Here is a 16,839-nt window from a genome sequence, read left to right as displayed (position 1 = left end):
AGGCCTTTTGGGCTCTTGGGCCTTTAAATTTAAAGGAAAAATTTGAAAATTTTAAGGCAGTTTTTTGAAATTTCAGCTTGGTTTTGGCTAGATAAAAAAGCTTTAAAAGCATGGGTGGTTCTAGCTTTAATGATATTTGCAAGTCTTAGCGTGACAAAAATAGCAGTCTTGATAAATGAGTGGGAGAAGCGTTTTTACGACGCACTAAGCACATTTAACAAGGGTGTGATCTTGTCTCTTGTGGGAGAATTTTCACTCTACACGTTATTTATTGTTATTTTCATAGTTTGTGGCAGTTATTTAAAGAAATTTCTCATCATTTCCTGGCGAGAGAGTCTAAGCTCAAAACTAGAAAATCTGTGGCTTGAAAACTCTAGTTTTTACAAAGCAAGCTTTACAAGTACAAATTTTGATAACCCCGATCAAAGGATCGCTGAAGATAGTTTTTTATTTGTCGAGCGAAGTGTAAATTTAGTAAAGTCCTTTGTTTATAATGTCGCAAATTTAATAGCATTCGTCTTTATTCTTTGGCAAGCTTCTAAAATTTTAAAGATTGAACTTGCTGGAATAAATTTAGAGATAAGTGGCTTTTTAGTCTACATAGCTATCATCTATACACTCATTTGTTCACTCATTACTCACCTTATTGGCAGAAAGCTAAAGCCACTAAATTTTGATAAACAACACCTTGAAGCCAACTATAGAGCAGACCTACTAATCCTTAGAGAAAATGCAGAAGCAGCCGCATTCTTAAACGGAGAAAAGAGAGAAAAAAGGAGGTTTAGAGATGATTTCTTAAAAATAGTCAAAAATTATAAGCATATTATCAACACCGAATTTAGGCTTGAGTGCTTTAGTGCAAGCTACCTAAAAATAACAAACCTAATCCCAATCTTTGCCTCGTTGCCACTTTATTTAGCTGGTACTATGAGCTTTGGTGATATGATGCAGGCAAGAACAGCATTTTATAAAGTTCAAGATGGTCTTGCGTGGTTTATGGACTACTACAAGCAGATAATGGAATTTGCCGCTAGCGTAGAGCGTATATATGCCTTTATAAGTATGCTTAACGAAATAAAAAAGGCTCACGAATTTAGTCAAAATGACGAAGCTGTGATTTGTAAAAATTTAACGCTAAAGACGCCAAATGACGAAATTTTATTTAAGGACTTGAGCTTTAGTTTAACAACAAAAAAATGGTTGGTATTAAGTGCAAAGAGTGGAGCTGGTAAAAGTACGACTTTTAGATACCTAGCAAATCTCTGGCAGCATGGCAAAGCAGAAGTATCGATGCCAAAAGATGGAGTGATGTTTATACCCCAAAAGCCTTATTTGGTCAGATCTAGCCTAAGAGAACTCATCTCCTATCCGAACAAAAATGAGGAAAATGATAGTGAAATTTATAAAATTTTAGCCAGAGTTGGCCTTAGCAAATTTAAAAATTTAGATGAAATTTTAGACTATCCTAAGATTATGAGTGGAGGCGAGGCTCAGAGGCTAAATTTTGCCAGAGTCTATCTTGCAAAGCCTAAATTTTTATTCTTAGACGAGGCAACCTCAGCACTTGATAATACTTCAGCAGCTGAAATTTTGAAAAATTTAAAGAGCGATTTTAAGGAACTTGGCGTGATGATGATCACACACTAACGTGAGCTTTTTGGACTTTTTGATGAGGTGATAGATATAAAAAGTGAGTAAATTTGACTGCAAAGGCAGCCAAATTTATATTATGCTTTTTTAGTAAAAACTCCAACATAAATAGCATAGATAAAGCCGATCGCTACGGCATATGGGGCGTAAGGAGTTATACCAGCTCCAGAGCTTGCAAGTATGAAGTTGTGGCTTATCGCAGCGCCTGCTCCCATGCCTAAAACAAATACAGCCGAGCTTAAATTTCCAGCTCCCATTTGCACTAAATGTTTGCCTGGGCAGCCATAACTTAGGCTAAAGCAAAGACCAGCCAAGCTCATGCCAAGGAAATTCCAAAGAACGTCATTGTGAGCGATAGGTTGAGCTTCAAAGCCAAATTTATATTGTCCAAGAGCTAAATTTGTGATACTTGCAAAAACGATGATAGATACAATGCCATAAAACATTGAAAGATCGCGCTCAAAAACTTTGCTAATCGCTCCAACCGAGCAAAATTTACTTCTTTGCATAAAAATGCCAATAACAATGGCGCAAATAAGTGAGATAAAGATATTTGCGTGCTGTGAGCCTGGGCCTTTTTCTGAGCTAAATAATGCACCATTATCGCCAAGTTTTAAGCCAAAGACAAGGGCTATTAAAAGCAAAATAGCAATGATCAATGGCAAAAATGCAACTGGTTTTGTCGTAGCATCATTTTCAGGTATGACGTAACCATTTTTCTTGAAAAATCGTCCAACAAAAACGCCAGCAAATAGACCGGCAAGACCAGCAATAGCAGTCATATCTCCGCCGCCAAGGCGCAAAAACGCTCTCCATGGACAACCCAAAAAGATAAGGCAACCAATCATAGCAAACACGCCTAAGAAAAATCTAGAAAATGCCGCACTGCCTGATACTGGAGTAAAATTTCTACTCCAAAGCATACTTGCTAGAAAGCCTCCGATGATAAGACCTAGAATTTCAGGCCTTAGATACTGCACGACCTTAGCTTGGTGAAAACCAAGAGCACCTACGCTATCCCTTAAAAAGCAAGCCGCACAAACGCCCATGTTTGCTGGGTTGCCAAAATAAACAAGCACTGGGCCAAGAATGCCAAGGCTTGCACCTGCGATGATGTAAAGCACTGTTTTATTCATAAATTTTCCTGTGTATAGGGTAAAATCAAACTGATTTCTTAAATGGCATTTTAATAGAGCATAAATAAAGAAAGTATAAAATTTAAGAGCCAAATAGTTAAAATAATAAAATTTTACGAAAAAGGACACAAAGTGCGAGATATTATGAGTTATGAGGATAGTTTAAAGATTTTAAAAGACACAGTTGAAATTTGGGATAAAGTAGAAAAGATCGCCATCACAGACGCTCTTGATAGAAATATCGCACACGATGTGATAGCGGATAAAAACTATCCAGCAAAGCCAGTTTCTGCGATGGATGGCTACGCATTTGCATATGGTGATAGCTTAAGCGAGCTTGAGCTCATCACCGATCTTCCCGCAGGAAGCGACAAGGAGATAAAAATAAGCGGGAACAAATGCGTTAAAACCTTTACTGGCTCGCTCATGAGCGAGGGCTCAGATACGCTTGTGCCAGTTGAAAATGTCGAAGTTAGTGGCTCAAAAATCACTATCAAAAAAAATGTATCAAAAGGCTTTGCCGTGCGTGCGGTGGGCGAGAGCTACAAAAAGGGAGAAATTTTAATAAAAAAAGGAACCAAACTTAGTTACGCAGAAATCGCACTTCTTGCTGAGCTTGGCATCTTTCACGTAAGCGTTTTCATCCGCCCTAGAGTAGCGATAATTGCAACTGGTAGCGAGATCAAAGACCTTGGCGAGCCACTAGAAAACGCTGCACAAATTCATAGCTCAAATCACATAGGTATAGCGATGCAAATACGTAAAATGGGAGCTGAGCCAATCCTTTGCGAGATCGTAAAAGATGAGGCTACGCTTGTTAAAAAAGCTATCATAAATGCACTAAAATCAGCTGATGTCTTAATAACAACTGGTGGCGTTAGCATGGGAGATTATGACTTTGTAAAAGATACTTTAAAAGAAAATTTTAGCGTCATCATAGACAAAGCTGCTGTTAAGCCAGGGCGTCACATCAAGATAGCAAAATCAGGCGAAAAATATATATTTGCACTGCCTGGCTTTCCGTATTCGGCGATGGTTATGTGCGTGCTTTATGTTAGAGTTTTGATAAATTTATGGCTAGGCAATGACGAGCCAAAGATCACGGCGATAATGGACGAAGACTATAAAAAGCGTTCGCCATTTTTAGAATTTACGGCTGTAAATTTAGAAAATCGTGAAGGAAAAAATTTTGTAAATCTAAATGGCAAAAAGCTTGGTAGTTCAGCGATCGTAAATAATTTAACAAACAAAGCTGCACTTTTAATGATCCCAATGGATAAAGAAATTCTTAAAAAAGGCGAGATAGTAGAAGTCTTGATGATGCCTTGTTAAAATTTTAAGGATAAAAGTTGAACGCATTAGAAATTCAAACAATTATAGTTTTTCTGCTAATGGCATCACTTGCCTTTGGAATAGATCTTTTTGCTCATAAGCATGATGAGAAAATTTCACTAAAACAAGCTGGCATTTGGTCTATCTTTTGGATAGGAGTTTCGGTACTTTTTGGCATATATTTATATTTTGAGCGAGGCAGTGAAATAGCAAGTCTTTATTTTGCAGGATATGCGCTAGAAAAGTCGCTCTCAGTAGATAATCTTTTTGTGATGATGGCGATTTTTTCATGGTTTAAGATACCTGAAATTTATCGCCACAGAGTGCTTTATTTTGGCGTTATAGGAGCTATGGTATTTAGGCTCATCTTTGTAGCCGTAGGTACGATGCTTTTTGCCATCTCGCCTTGGATGGAGCTAATATTTGCAGCAATAGTCGCATATAGTGCCGTAATGATGATAAAAAAAGATAACTGTGATGAAGATATAAAAGATTATTCAAACCACATAGCTTATAGGGCAGTTTACCGCTTCTTTCCTGTTTTACCACAGCTTTTTGGACATAGCTTTTTTGTTAGATTTAGCGAAATTTCTAATCAAATTTTAGATAGTCAAAAAACTACTCTTAACGATCAAATTTTAAGGCTAAAAGCCACTTGGATAGCAACACCATTATTCTTGTGTCTTTGTGTGATTGAGCTAAGCGATGTGATATTTGCTTTTGATAGCGTTCCAGCCGTCATTGCTGTGAGCAAAGATCCTGTGATTGTTTATTCAGCGATGATATTTGCGATACTTGGGCTAAGAACGCTTTATTTTGTGCTTGAAGCACTCAAAAATTTTTTAAAGCATTTAGAAATTTCTGTGATAGTGCTTTTATTTTTTATCGCAGCAAAGCTAGCTATAAATGCGACTGCTCATATCTTTCACCATGGTTTTGAAATTTCTGCACAAATTAGCCTTTTTATCATTCTAGCCATCCTTGGAGTTGGGGTCGTAGCAAGTTTGGTTAAAAAATAGCTACCACAAAAGTATACAAGCTAAAGTTAGGTGAGCTTAGAATTAAAATTTTACTTGCTTGTGTAAAAGATTGATTACTGTATATTTATGCTACCGGCTGGAGTTGGCATATCACCTTTTTCATCAGCAAATGGTGGCCCTTTTTGAAGCAAAGTGGTGATCTCAGATGCTACTTTTGGATCCATTTTTGCCATGATAGTTGATATCTTTTTGGCATCAAGAGCATAAAGTATGGTGGCTGCGTTTGATCTAGGCATTTTAGAGAGCACCTCAGCTGCCGCGCCATCTTTCATCTTAGAATATGACTCATTGACTTTATCACTAGTCATTGTGCGAAGTTCTTTTAAAATTTTCTCATTTTTGGCGACCACTTCATCGATCTCTTTGCGTTTTTGCTCGATCACTTTCATTGTTGCATTTAGGTCAGCTTCTTTTTTGGCAAGCTTTTTATTGTTTTCTTCATAGGCTGCTGCCGAGCTTGCACGAAATACCTCTAAAGCTTGGCGCTGCTCATCTATGATCTCAAGTTCCTTTGAAATTTCTTCTTTTCTAGCTTCAAAAATTTGCGTACAGTCAACTGGTACTTCAAAACAAAATGCAAAATTTAAAATAATAAAGAATAATAAAACCGCTCTCATTACAACTCACTCTTAGTTGTAAATTTCATCACTGCAAACTCATCAAGTGCAAGTGCTTCGGCCTTTTGTATGCGTTTTATCTCTTTTTTAAACTCTTCTTTTTCTAGATACTTCATCTTTTCGTACTCTAAATTTGCATTTTTATATTTATGTTCGTAATGCAAAACCTCTTTTTTAGCTATTTCAAGGCTCTCTTTGCAGGCATTTAACTCTTGCCTTGCTATCTTTATAAACTCTAAATTTTCCTTTAGCTCGCCTATATTGCCACTTTTTGGCAAGCAAAACTCCTCAAGCCTTGCTCTTAAATGTACTAAATTTTCTTCAAAATTTCTTACATTAAGCCTAGCAACGGCGAGCTTTGCCTCTACCTTATCCATCTCTTGTTTTTTTACGCGGACGATAGAGGTAAATTTACTTTTCATCTAATGATCGTATCGCTTCTTTCAGGGCTTGTTGAGATGTAGCCTATCTTTACGCCAGTTAGCTCTTCTATTCGCTCGATGTAAGCTCTTGCATTTGCTGGCAAGTCTTCATATTTGCTTATGCCTTTTACGCTATCCCAGCCTGCAAGTTCTTCATAGATAGGAGTTGCATTTTCAAGATCTGTCGGCATATAATCGATAGTTTCACCATTATATTGATAAGCTTTGCAAATTTTTACCACTTCAAATCCATCAAGTACATCAAGCTTCATAAGCGCATAAGTATCAACACCATCAAGTCTTGAAGCATATTTTACACTCACAGCATCAAACCAGCCACAACGTCTGCGGCGGCCTGTTGTTGTGCCAAATTCCTTACCGATATCACACATCTTGTCGCCACTTGTGCCTTTGTCTTCTGTTGGGAAAGGGCCAAAGCCAACACGAGTCGTATAGGCCTTTATTACGCCTATTACTTCACCGATTTCTTTTGGATTTAGTCCAAGACCTGTGCAAGCACCTGCACTTATGGTATTTGAGCTAGTTACGTATGGATATGTGCCATGGTCGATATCTAAAAGCGTGCCCTGAGCGCCTTCAAGTAATACCTTTTTATTTTCATCAAGTGCCTTCCACACTAGATTTGTAGTATTTGCGATAAATGGAGCTAAAACCTCTTTATATCTTTTTAGCTCTTCAAGCAATTCATTCTCATTAGGAATTTTTACTCCAAGTGCATCAAATACGCATTTGTTTGTCTCAAAATCATGCATCAAAGCATCGCACAAACGCTCTGGCTCAAGTAACTCGCCTACTCTGTGGCCACTTCTACTTATTTTATCAGCATAAGTTGGTCCTATGCCTTTGCCAGTCGTACCGATAGCCTTTTCGCCCTTTAGTCTCTCTTTTGCTTGATCGATTTGACTATGGTAGCTTAGATTTAAATGTGCTTTATCGCTAATATAAAGTCTTCCCTCCAAATTTTCAAACTGTGCCATTTCAGTGATTAGCACTTCTGGACAAACAACAACGCCATTACCAATGATGTTTATGATATTTTTATGCAAAATTCCACTTGGAACAAGGTGAAGCGCGTATCTAACACCATCAACCCAGATTGTATGGCCGGCATTATGGCCGCCCTGTGAGCGACAGATCATGTCATAGTTTAGTCCTAGCATATCAACTATCTTGCCTTTGCCCTCATCACCCCATTGAACTCCAACTACTAAATCAGCCTTTCTCATTCTTACTTCCTTAAATTAATTTTTTCTTCTATCAATGCATCTGTATAAACAGCAAAACCACTATTTATTTTTCCGTCTATTTCGTAGCTGCCACCACTTGCTATTATGCTATTATTTCTTAAAAATCTAAAAAATAAACTATCGTAATATCTCATTTTCGAGTAATATAGCGGAACTATTCTTAAATTTTTATATTCTAAAGCACTGGCTAAATTTCTCAAATTTTCAAGCGGTTCTTTTAGTTTGCTTGGAGAAATTTTAATCACTTCATCCAACTCATCAACTGACTTTAAAAGAGCAAGAGCGCTTAGCCATGGAACATTTTGAGATAAAATTTTTTCCATTTGTCCATTTTCAAAAATTTCAATAGGCACGCTTAAAATTTCACAAATCACTCTTGGAATTTGTATATTGCTCACTTGCAAAAATGTATCCATTTTTAGCTCATTAAGAAGCTTTGCTACGATATTTATGCTTTTTAAAACATCATTTTCACCGATTAGCTCGGCTCCGATTTGATAAATTTCTTGACTTGGATAGCGAAAGACTGGCTGGATATAAAACCATCTTTTTGATTCATTTGCCTTTAGCCTTCTAAGCACGATCCTTACAGTATCTACCGTGCTATCAGCTCTTAGGCTTATTTCGTGATTTAGACTATCGCTAAAACGTAAAAGATTTGTAGCATCTACACTTAAATGCTGGTGATATGAGAAAAATGGTGTTACGATCTCGCTAAAGCCTTCATTTTCTAAAATTTCACTAGCTTTTTGTTCAATCTGCCTCTTTAGCTTTGCGCTACTAGCAAAGTATAGCTTGCTTCCATTTGGGATTTCATGCTCATAAACATTTAAAGCATTTTCATTCATTATTTATTCGCTCCACTCAAATTTAGATCATTGTCGCATAACAAAATTGCCTCATTAGCTAAATTTATTACGTTCTCTTTGTCTATTTTTACAAGGATCGTATCTAAAATTTCAGCTAATTTTTCATTTATTGTTCTGATATCATCTACTTGATTTGCTATTTCGATTTTTAATTTTTCGCTTACTTTTTCATCGCATTTAAGCAAATTTATCAAACGAATCATAAGCTCTTTTACGCCTACTATTTTGCAAAGCATATTGTAGTTCTCATCATCTTGAAAATTTCTTACATTTAGCGGAGATGATAGAGTGAATTTAAATTTTAGTACGTCATCCAGGCTAAGCTCTGGCGCAAAAAGTCGTCCTTGAAATCTACTAAAGCCAAATCCAACAAAAATTTCAAGCATGCTTTTATCTTCTAAATTTTTTATCATGACATCAAAATTAAATGTATCTGATATATACTTTATCATGCGCATGGTCTTTAGTGCTTCTACTGAATCAAAAATTTGTTTGCAAAACCTTTTGTCTATATTGAACCTGTTTGTTTTTAACATGCCTAAAGCTTCTACCGAGCCTGAATAAGATGCAAAATCATCAAGCGAAAAGCTAACGCCTAGCTCCTTATAAGCATCGATATATCTAACAACATCATCTAAATTTACGCCACTTGCGGAGTCAACAATGTCTATGATTAGACCATTAGCGTCTAGTTGCTCATCTTTTAAAAGCTTTTTAAATTTCTCAAAAAACTCAGAAGTCATTAGCTTTTTAATGCATAAATTTACTCTAACTTTTGCATTTATTCCATCTTTTAGCCATACAGCCCTAGCCTTTAAAGCATCTTTTAGTGTAAATAATGCGATAGCAACAACTGCTTTTGAGCCTTTTGCAAGTGGCAAGAAGTCTGATGGCCTTAATATCTTATCGCCATTTTTCCATCTAATAAATGCCTCAAAGCTACTAACTTCCCCACTTTTTATATCAATCTCAGGCTGATAAAGCAAGAACATCTCGCCAGCATCGATAGCTTCAATGATCTTTGAGTCATCTCTATATTCATTTTTAAAGTACGTATCTTTTTTCGAGTTAAATACATAATATTTATTTTTTCCATTAAGCTTTGCTTGATACATAGCCCAATCAGCTCTTTCAATTAGATCATCAACACTAAGCGCATCGCTACTTAAGCTAATACCAATACTTACGCTAAGTTTTTTCTCATCATCAATAGAAATTTTACTCTGGCCCACTCTTAAGATGTTCTCAGCAGTTTCGTAAATTTCTCCCAAATTTTCATAAGGCATAGCACCTATAAACTCGTCCCCGCCTATTCTTGCAAATATTCCTTGTTTTGGAAAAATTTCATCTATTTTTTTTGAAATTTCTATTAGGATTTTATCGCCTACTTGATGTCCGTATCCGTCATTTATCGATTTAAAATTATCAAAATCAACATAAAAGGCTGCTACTTTTAAGCTTTTTTTCGCTTGTTTTAGTAGATTTTCTAGCTTATTAAAAAGTAAAAATCTATTTGGCAGCCCAGTCAGCGTATCGTGATACGCGATAAATTCGAGATATTCTTTATTGTAGCAATCATCATTTGCGCTTGAAGCTAACAAAATATATCCCTCTTGATCACCAAACGCGTTTAAAAGCTTACTTATACTTATGACTTCGAGTCTGTTTTTGCTTCGAACATCATGAATAAGACCTTGCCAAAAGCCAGTTATTTTAAGTGAATTTAAAATTTCATCTTTAATATCTTTTAGTCCGTTTTTAAAATTTATTATATCTTTTGAGTAAATTTTCTCTATAAAATTTTTATCTCTAGAAATATCAAGCGTATCGAAAAAAGCGTCATTAGCATCTATGATCCTAAACTCATCATCAAGCATAATAATTTGCTCTTTTGCGTATGAGAAAATTTTTGCTAAAAGGTCTTGATAAGAAAAAAAGCTATTTTGCACACTAAGATCTTGCATTGTGCCCTTTATAACGCTTACTTCACCATCATAAAAAGCTACTGCTTTTGCTCTAATTCTTACATAAATAATCTCTTTATCAGCCCTATAAAAACGCACTTCGCCATCATATACTTCACCTTTTTTTATAAGGTCAAAAAAGTCCTTAAAGCTTACAAATTCATCTACAAATATAGTTTTTGCACGTTCAAAATTTATACTCATATCTCCATTTAATGCATATCCGAGCGACTTGGCGATAGCATTTGGGATATAAAGGGTGTCGCTTTTTTTATCCCATGAAAAGACAAGCGCTTGACTTGCCCAAAGTATGCTTTGAAAATATTTTAATTCAGCATCATATTTTTCTTGCAACTTTGCTATATCGCTTAGGTCATTAAAAAAGTAGATGATTTTTTGCTCTTTGTCAGCACCATTATCTATAAATTTTACTTTTATCTTAAATGGCGTTTTGTTGTTTTCATTTGTTTGCATATTGGCTACGAGATTTATCTCGCTATTTTTGCTACCTTTTTCAAAGAATTTTTTAGATTCATTAGAAACATTTACAGCAAACTCATCTAAACTTTCAGGACTTATTAGATCTTTTAAATTTATAAGCTTCTTATCTTGTGGGACTTTAAAGACACTATCGATATTTTGCGTACTTCTTACGATAGAAAATGGATCGCTACTTAATGCTTCTGCTATTACATTTGGCGATAAAAACGAATAATCATTTATTGCTTCGTTATCCTTTTTCGTAAATTTTCCATCATCAAGCTCATGTATAAGCATAAAATTTAGCCTAGAATCCCTTAGCTCGATCTGTGACTCTTGTAAAAATCCCTCTTTAGTGCCGCCATCTTTTGTTTTTAACTCGATTTTAAAGCTCATATCGCTATTTTGAGCGTCTTGTTTCATTTGCATAAACAATGCAAAATCACCATCTATTAAATCATTTAAATTTAGCTCTATAATCTCATCTTTTGTGTAGCCAACAGAAGATAAAAATGCATTACTAGCATCAATAATATCGCCGCTATAAGCATCATAAACTACTATTTTCAAAAAGCTTTGCTCAAAAATATAGCCAAATCTACTTTTGTATTCTTCTAACCCTTCAGTTGCTTTTTTGGTTTCTATCTTTAGCTTGTTTATTCCATTTTTTATATCTTCAAATTCTGTTACATTAAAGCTTCGTCTTATCTCGTATTCATCGCCATCTAAAGTATCTCTTACCTCTTTTAAAGCTGGCATTATTCTATTTTTTATAAATTTTACATCTCTAACCCATAAAAATATGGAAGATATAAAACAAAAGATCGATAGCCAAAATAACACAAACTGCATAAAGATATGAAAATGTTTCGTTGAAGCGGTAATAACAAAAATTTTATACTCTGGCATATAGCTTATGAGATAAAAGCCCATATGGCTTAAAGAAAATATTATTTTATCCTCTTTAAACTCGTCGCCAAGACTCACATAAGGCAAAAACATCGATTCATCAAATTTTTTATAAAACTCATCTCTTGATAAATTTCCATATTTATCTACTAGATAAGCATAAGTTTTGCTTTTATCATCGTAACCTACATTAGTGTAGTTTTGCAAAAATTTTATATCAATTTGAACTAAAATGCTGCCTCCATTTTTTAGTCCATAAGATGCATAAATGTCTCTAAAACGATTATTTCTGTAGACACGATCTGATACTGTAAATTTTCCAGCATCTGTCTCGTTTAAACTAAGCTGAGATAGATCCTTTTCAGCTATGTCATCAGCACCTAAAAATCTCTTTGAATAGATTAAATTTCTATTTTTATCAAAAACGTAAAAAGCTATATAAAGATCATTTTTTGTTGAATTTTTATCAAATAGTATATCACTAAGACCTGCTTCAACCATTTTTGATTTTAAAAATAGATCGTTTTTTATTATAAAAAAGCTATTTGAGATTGATGATTTTATATTCGAATTAGTTGAGCTAAGATCATACTTTATATCGTTCGTACCGGCACAAACTACAAATAATGCTAAAAATATAAATGAGAGTAGAAGTAAAATAGCCTTTGTATAAAACATTTTTACTATTTGAAGGCTGGTTTTTTGTTTCTCAAGCACGATAGACACCTCGTTAGTTTAGGTTTTGGCTCTGATTTTATCCCATTTTTACTTGATTTGGGTTTATAAAGGTAAGTATTTATTTAGAATTTATTGATTTATTTAAAATTGAGCCAAAAATTTATTTAAAATTTGGCTCAAATATCTTAATAGATCCAAGTAACGATATCAGAAATTTCTCTGCGAAGTTTTTTTGGTTGTGGATTTAGGCGGTAGCCAAATGGTACCATAATAGCCAATCTTTGAAAGCTCTCATCAAGCCCTAAAAGTTCATTTAAAGCGTGTCTGTCAAAGCCTTCTATCGGGCAACTATCAATGCCCAAACTCGCAGCTGCATTCATCATATTTGTGGCGATTATCATGCACTGCTCATGTGACCACTGAAATGTTAGTTCATCATCATTTTTAAAATTTGCTAGCAAAAAGTCATGGTAAAATTTTTGCCTTGCAGCAATGGCTTCAGGATCTTTATTGGTATTTCTAGCGATCATTTTATTAACGTATGCGCTTCCAAATTTTACCTCTTTGATCTTAGCTAAAACGACAACTAAATGCGAGCAAGATGTGATTTGTGCTTGATTCCATGAAAGAGCTTTTATTTTTTCTCTAAGCTCTTTATTTTGAACGACTAAGATATCCCACTGCTCAAGGCCAGTTGAGCTAGGGCTTAATCTACCAGCTTCTAGTATAAAATCAAACTCTCCAGCACTGATTTTTTTGCTTTTGTCAAAAACCTTGCAAGCATGACGAAATTTTAAAATTTCAAGATAATTCATCATCTCTCCTTTGTAGTTTTTGAAATTATAGAATGGTTAAGTAAATTAAAAGATTTCACTAACGCAATGGATAGCATGCTATTTTTAAAAATTTATCTTAAAAATATACCAAACTCGCTCTTTGACACCGCGGAGCCAACAATAGCTGAGTGCTCATAGCCTACTTCTTTTAAGCGTTTTACTGCAAGCATCGCGTCCTTTTCACCAACTGCGAGCAAAAGCCCACCTGAAGTTTGTGCGTCAAATAGCAAAATATCAGCTTCTTTGTCTACAAAATGCTTTGCAAATTCGCGGTTTTTATAGCTTCCCTCTGGAATTATGCCCATATCTGCAAATTCCTTTGCGCTTGCAATGATTGGTACGTTTTTCTCATAAATTTCAAAACTGATCTTTTCATTTAACATTTCGCTTAAATGCCCCAAAAAGCCAAATCCAGTCACATCAGTAGCGCCGTAAACTTTGATGTCATCAAGTGCCTTTAATGCATAAAAATTTAGCTGTGCCATGATAGTTGCAGCCTCTTTTATTTGCTCAATGCTTAATAAATCAGCCTTTATTGCTGTACTTAAAATACCGCTTCCAAGGGGCTTTGTAAGTATCAAAACATTGCCATTTGTGGCTGTATTATTTGCCCAAAATTTATCAGGATGTACCCTTCCAGTAACGCTAAGCCCATAATACATCTGCTGTGTCTCGATCGTATGCCCGCCAACTATAATGCCACCACACTCTTTTACTTTATCGGCCCCACCTTGTAAAATTTCGCCTAAAATTTCAGGTGCCAAGTTGCAGCTATCAAAGCCCACGATGTTTAGAGCATTTATCACCTCGCCACCCATTGCAAAAACGTCGCTTAGGCTATTTGCAGCAGCGATTTGACCGTAAATAAATGGATCATTTACCACAGGCGTTATAAAGTCAAGCGTTTGAACAAGTGCAAGATCACTTGAAATTTTAAAAACACTCGCATCCTCGTTAGAATTGGTGCTTGAGAGCAGATTTGGATGAGATAAATTTAAACTACTAATCGTTTTGTTTAGACCCGACGGGTCAAGCTTAGCAGCTCAACCAGCGGCTCTAACAAACTGCGTAAGCTTTTTGTCGTGATAGATCATAATTTGATTTGCTCGTGAGTTGAGAGTATGTCGATGATCTCATAAGCATTTGAAATTTCGCCAATCGCAAGATCACTTACTAGCTTATAAGCCTCCAAGCAGCTTCCGCAGCTTAAAATTTTAACACCAGCAGCTTCAAGATCTTTAAGCGGCTTAAAGCTTGGGTGTGAGCGGTTTGTAGTCATCTTTACAGCGTTATTTACGCAGATTATTATCTTTGGCTTTTTCTCAACTTGAAGAAAAGCTCCTAAGAATTTTGATAGTAAATTTATTCCTACTTCGCCGCTACCTGCACGCTCTTCATTCAGATAGAGTACTTTATTATTTTTTGGTGTTATGTCGCAGACAAACTCATCAAAATTTGTAAGCTCAAGCGCATTTTTGCCTTTTGTAGCTAAAATTTTAGTCTCGTTGCCATTGCTTTCTAGGCTAAATTCTATATTTTGATTTTTTAAAAATCTTGAAATATTTTCTTTTGGGGCTAGTGCATTTACCAAAATTTCTAAGCTTTCACCTTCACTTAAGCCATCAAGTGCATTTTTTGTCATTATGACTGGTTTTGGACACTCTAAATTTCTACAATCAATTGTTGTCATGATTTTTCCTTTTGCAATTAGTATTTCAAACCTTGAAACTAGTTTGGATTATAGCCAAAAAATATTAATTATTTTAAAAATTTTAATGTATAAATTTGAGATAAAAGAGAGCTTTGACCTCGCTTACTAGCAAGGTCAAAGTAAAGTTAATTATTTTAAATTTGTATAAGACTTTTCATAATCAGATACTGGAATTTTATTTTCTCTAACGAGCTCTTGGTACCAGTAGTGATGAAGAACATAAACTTCTTCTTCCTCTTTATATCCAGTAATCATCGACCAAATAGCACCATGAATAGCAATAGCTGCCATATAAATATGAACTAAGAAAAATACTGCACATGCGATGCCAAGACAATTATGAATAATTACGCTGTATCTTAAAAGATCGATTTGTGTAAGACCAAACCAAGAAGCAACCGCTGGCTCTTTGAAGTCCGTAAAATACATAATCGCGCCAGTAATTATCATAACGATACCACCAGGGATAGCGATCCAGTACCATGCTTTTTGACCAGCATTAAATTTGCCAGCTGGAACAGGTCTCTTTTTCTTTGATAAATAGCCACCAACTATCATCATCCATCTGATATCATAAATTGCCGGAAGCATTCTCTTTGTCCAGGTAAATAACATAGGAAGCACAGAAACAGCAAAGATCACAGTTGCTGTATCGTGCAAGTATCTACAGAAACGCACAAATGTTCCACCGCCAAGCTCTGCACCCCACATAATGATGATACCAGTTGGCACTAAAATGATCCATGAGATCGCTGCCAAACCATGAGCTATACGTATGATCAATGAAAAAGCAAACACCTTTTTACCATCATGACTAAAATGTTTTGGTCCAATGATTAAAAAGTGTAATGCAAATGCTCCAATAACAGCCAAAATGATAGAAAGTGCTGCTATTGCAAAGTAGTCATTACCTTGGATAAAAGTAAATATCGGCCCCAAACCTTGTTCGTATGGCTTGATATTTTCTATCCTTTCAGCCGCCCAAATGGCACTATTATATTGATTGACGCCAGTTGGTCCTTGAGTTGCCATTGCTGTTACAAATAATGTAAAAAGCAGAGTAAGAATTCTCGTCATTGTAGTCCTTTATGAGTTTGAGCTTAAACAATTTAAGTATTGGTTAAATACGTTAAATCGCATAGCTACGCTATTTTGGTCGCTATTATATCAGAGCTAATCACAAGCAAACCTTAGCAAAAAAGATTACTAAAAATTTTATAAAAAACATTTAAGTTTTGTTAATTTTTAGAGTTTTTTGATCTGAAAATTTAGCTAAAATAAAGCCAAAATTTAGCCGAAAAAGGATCGCACTATGCATCTTTTTTGCCTTATATTTGATGAGTACGAGACGCTTGATCTCATGGGGCCAGTGGAGTTTTTAGCAAGGGTTCCTGAAATGAAGATAAACTACGTCTCGTTTGATGGCGGGATGAAAAGAAGCAAGCAAGGCTTTTTTATAAAGACCAAAAAGCTTAGTAAGATACCAAAAAAGAGCGTTTTGCTACTCCCTGGAGGTCAGGGCACGAGGGCACTTGTAGATGATAGTGAGTTTATCTCAAGACTTAAAGAGTGCGTTTTGGCATCTCAAATTTGCCTAAGCGTATGCACGGGTTCTGCTCTCATCGCTCGCACTGGAGAGCTTGACGGACTAAAGGCTACCTCAAATAAAAGATCGCTTGAGTGGGTAAAAAGTTGCGGCGAAGCTGTAAAGTGGCAAGAGCGCGCTAGGTGGGTGAAGGCAGGTAAATTTTACACAGCTTCAGGCGTGGCTGCTGGCATGGACATGGCGCTTGGCTTTATCAGCGATCATTTTGGCAAGGAGCTAGCCCAAAATATCGCAAACGAGACCGAATACAACTGGCAAGAAAGCTCAAAGATAGATAAATTTTCCAAAATTTATGGATATTAATCTATAAAAATTTTATAG

The 16,839-nt window shown here is 35.6% G+C and carries 14 protein-coding genes; 4 read left to right on the top strand and 10 right to left on the bottom strand.

Annotated elements, in window-relative coordinates; genetic code table 11:
* Nucleotides 1-42 precede the first annotated feature (42 nt).
* Nucleotides 43-1,647, top strand: coding sequence for an ABC transporter ATP-binding protein/permease (locus F3G66_RS01480; RefSeq protein WP_149706914.1), 1,605 nt, complete (start codon nt 43-45; stop codon nt 1,645-1,647).
* Between the two features lie 80 nt (nt 1,648-1,727).
* On the opposite strand, the gene yedE is transcribed toward F3G66_RS01480, so the two are convergent.
* Nucleotides 1,728-2,786 carry a YedE family putative selenium transporter gene (gene yedE, locus F3G66_RS01475; protein ID WP_149706913.1) on the bottom strand — a complete coding sequence of 353 codons (1,059 nt, stop codon included), beginning with the start codon at nt 2,784-2,786 and terminating at the stop codon, nt 1,728-1,730.
* 144 nt (nt 2,787-2,930) lie between these two features.
* Here yedE and F3G66_RS01470 point away from each other — a divergent pair, with 144 nt between their 5' ends.
* Together F3G66_RS01470 and F3G66_RS01465 are read left to right on the top strand one after the other, a co-directional pair.
* The gene (locus F3G66_RS01470) at nt 2,931-4,118 is read left to right on the top strand and encodes a molybdopterin molybdotransferase MoeA (RefSeq protein ID WP_223154198.1); all 1,188 of its coding nucleotides are present in this window, start codon (nt 2,931-2,933) and stop codon (nt 4,116-4,118) included.
* Nucleotides 4,119-4,135: 17 nt separating this feature from the next.
* The gene (locus F3G66_RS01465) at nt 4,136-5,137 is read left to right on the top strand and encodes a TerC/Alx family metal homeostasis membrane protein (protein ID WP_149706911.1); all 1,002 of its coding nucleotides are present in this window, start codon (nt 4,136-4,138) and stop codon (nt 5,135-5,137) included.
* Between the two features lie 74 nt (nt 5,138-5,211).
* Here the strand turns inward: F3G66_RS01465 and F3G66_RS01460 are convergent, their stop codons facing one another.
* The 9 genes from F3G66_RS01460 to F3G66_RS01420 all read right to left on the bottom strand — a co-directional run bounded on the left by F3G66_RS01460 (nt 5,212) and on the right by F3G66_RS01420 (nt 15,989).
* Complete coding sequence (locus F3G66_RS01460; RefSeq protein ID WP_084041661.1) at nt 5,212-5,775, bottom strand: MotE family protein; 564 nt, start codon at nt 5,773-5,775, stop codon at nt 5,212-5,214.
* Nucleotides 5,775-6,197: a flagellar export protein FliJ gene (locus tag F3G66_RS01455; protein ID WP_149706910.1), complete on the bottom strand. Its 423-nt coding sequence runs from the start codon at nt 6,195-6,197 to the stop codon at nt 5,775-5,777. The genes F3G66_RS01460 and F3G66_RS01455 overlap by 1 nt, the downstream gene beginning before the upstream one ends.
* The gene (locus F3G66_RS01450) at nt 6,194-7,444 is read right to left on the bottom strand and encodes an adenylosuccinate synthase (RefSeq protein ID WP_084041659.1); all 1,251 of its coding nucleotides are present in this window, start codon (nt 7,442-7,444) and stop codon (nt 6,194-6,196) included. Before F3G66_RS01450 ends, F3G66_RS01455 begins: the two co-directional genes overlap by 4 nt.
* Nucleotides 7,445-7,446: 2 nt before the next feature.
* Nucleotides 7,447-8,313 carry an ATP phosphoribosyltransferase regulatory subunit gene (locus F3G66_RS01445; protein ID WP_021090725.1) on the bottom strand — a complete coding sequence of 289 codons (867 nt, stop codon included), beginning with the start codon at nt 8,311-8,313 and terminating at the stop codon, nt 7,447-7,449.
* The gene (locus F3G66_RS01440) at nt 8,313-12,404 is read right to left on the bottom strand and encodes a diguanylate cyclase domain-containing protein (protein WP_149706909.1); all 4,092 of its coding nucleotides are present in this window, start codon (nt 12,402-12,404) and stop codon (nt 8,313-8,315) included. Before F3G66_RS01440 ends, F3G66_RS01445 begins: the two co-directional genes overlap by 1 nt.
* A gap of 146 nt (nt 12,405-12,550) precedes the next feature.
* The gene (locus F3G66_RS01435; protein ID WP_084041656.1) at nt 12,551-13,180 is read right to left on the bottom strand and encodes an NAD(P)H-dependent oxidoreductase; all 630 of its coding nucleotides are present in this window, start codon (nt 13,178-13,180) and stop codon (nt 12,551-12,553) included.
* 92 nt (nt 13,181-13,272) lie between these two features.
* Nucleotides 13,273-14,295 carry a selenide, water dikinase SelD gene (gene selD / locus F3G66_RS01430; RefSeq protein ID WP_410470307.1) on the bottom strand — a complete coding sequence of 341 codons (1,023 nt, stop codon included), beginning with the start codon at nt 14,293-14,295 and terminating at the stop codon, nt 13,273-13,275.
* Nucleotides 14,292-14,891 carry a sulfurtransferase-like selenium metabolism protein YedF gene (yedF, locus tag F3G66_RS01425; RefSeq protein WP_021090823.1) on the bottom strand — a complete coding sequence of 200 codons (600 nt, stop codon included), beginning with the start codon at nt 14,889-14,891 and terminating at the stop codon, nt 14,292-14,294. Before yedF ends, selD begins: the two co-directional genes overlap by 4 nt.
* Nucleotides 14,892-15,041: 150 nt before the next feature.
* Entirely contained in the window at nt 15,042-15,989 is a 948-nt protein-coding gene (locus tag F3G66_RS01420; protein WP_021090567.1) for a formate dehydrogenase subunit gamma, read from the bottom strand.
* 235 nt (nt 15,990-16,224) lie between these two features.
* Between F3G66_RS01420 and F3G66_RS01415 the strand changes: the two genes are divergently transcribed.
* Complete coding sequence (locus tag F3G66_RS01415; RefSeq protein ID WP_149706908.1) at nt 16,225-16,821, top strand: DJ-1/PfpI family protein; 597 nt, start codon at nt 16,225-16,227, stop codon at nt 16,819-16,821.
* The last annotated feature ends 18 nt before the right edge of the window (nt 16,822-16,839 follow it).

Origin of the sequence: Campylobacter concisus, from assembly GCF_902460665.1 — a bacterium.
Lineage (GTDB): Bacteria > Campylobacterota > Campylobacteria > Campylobacterales > Campylobacteraceae > Campylobacter_A > Campylobacter_A concisus_AL.
This window is presented reverse-complemented; position numbering and strand designations above follow the sequence as displayed.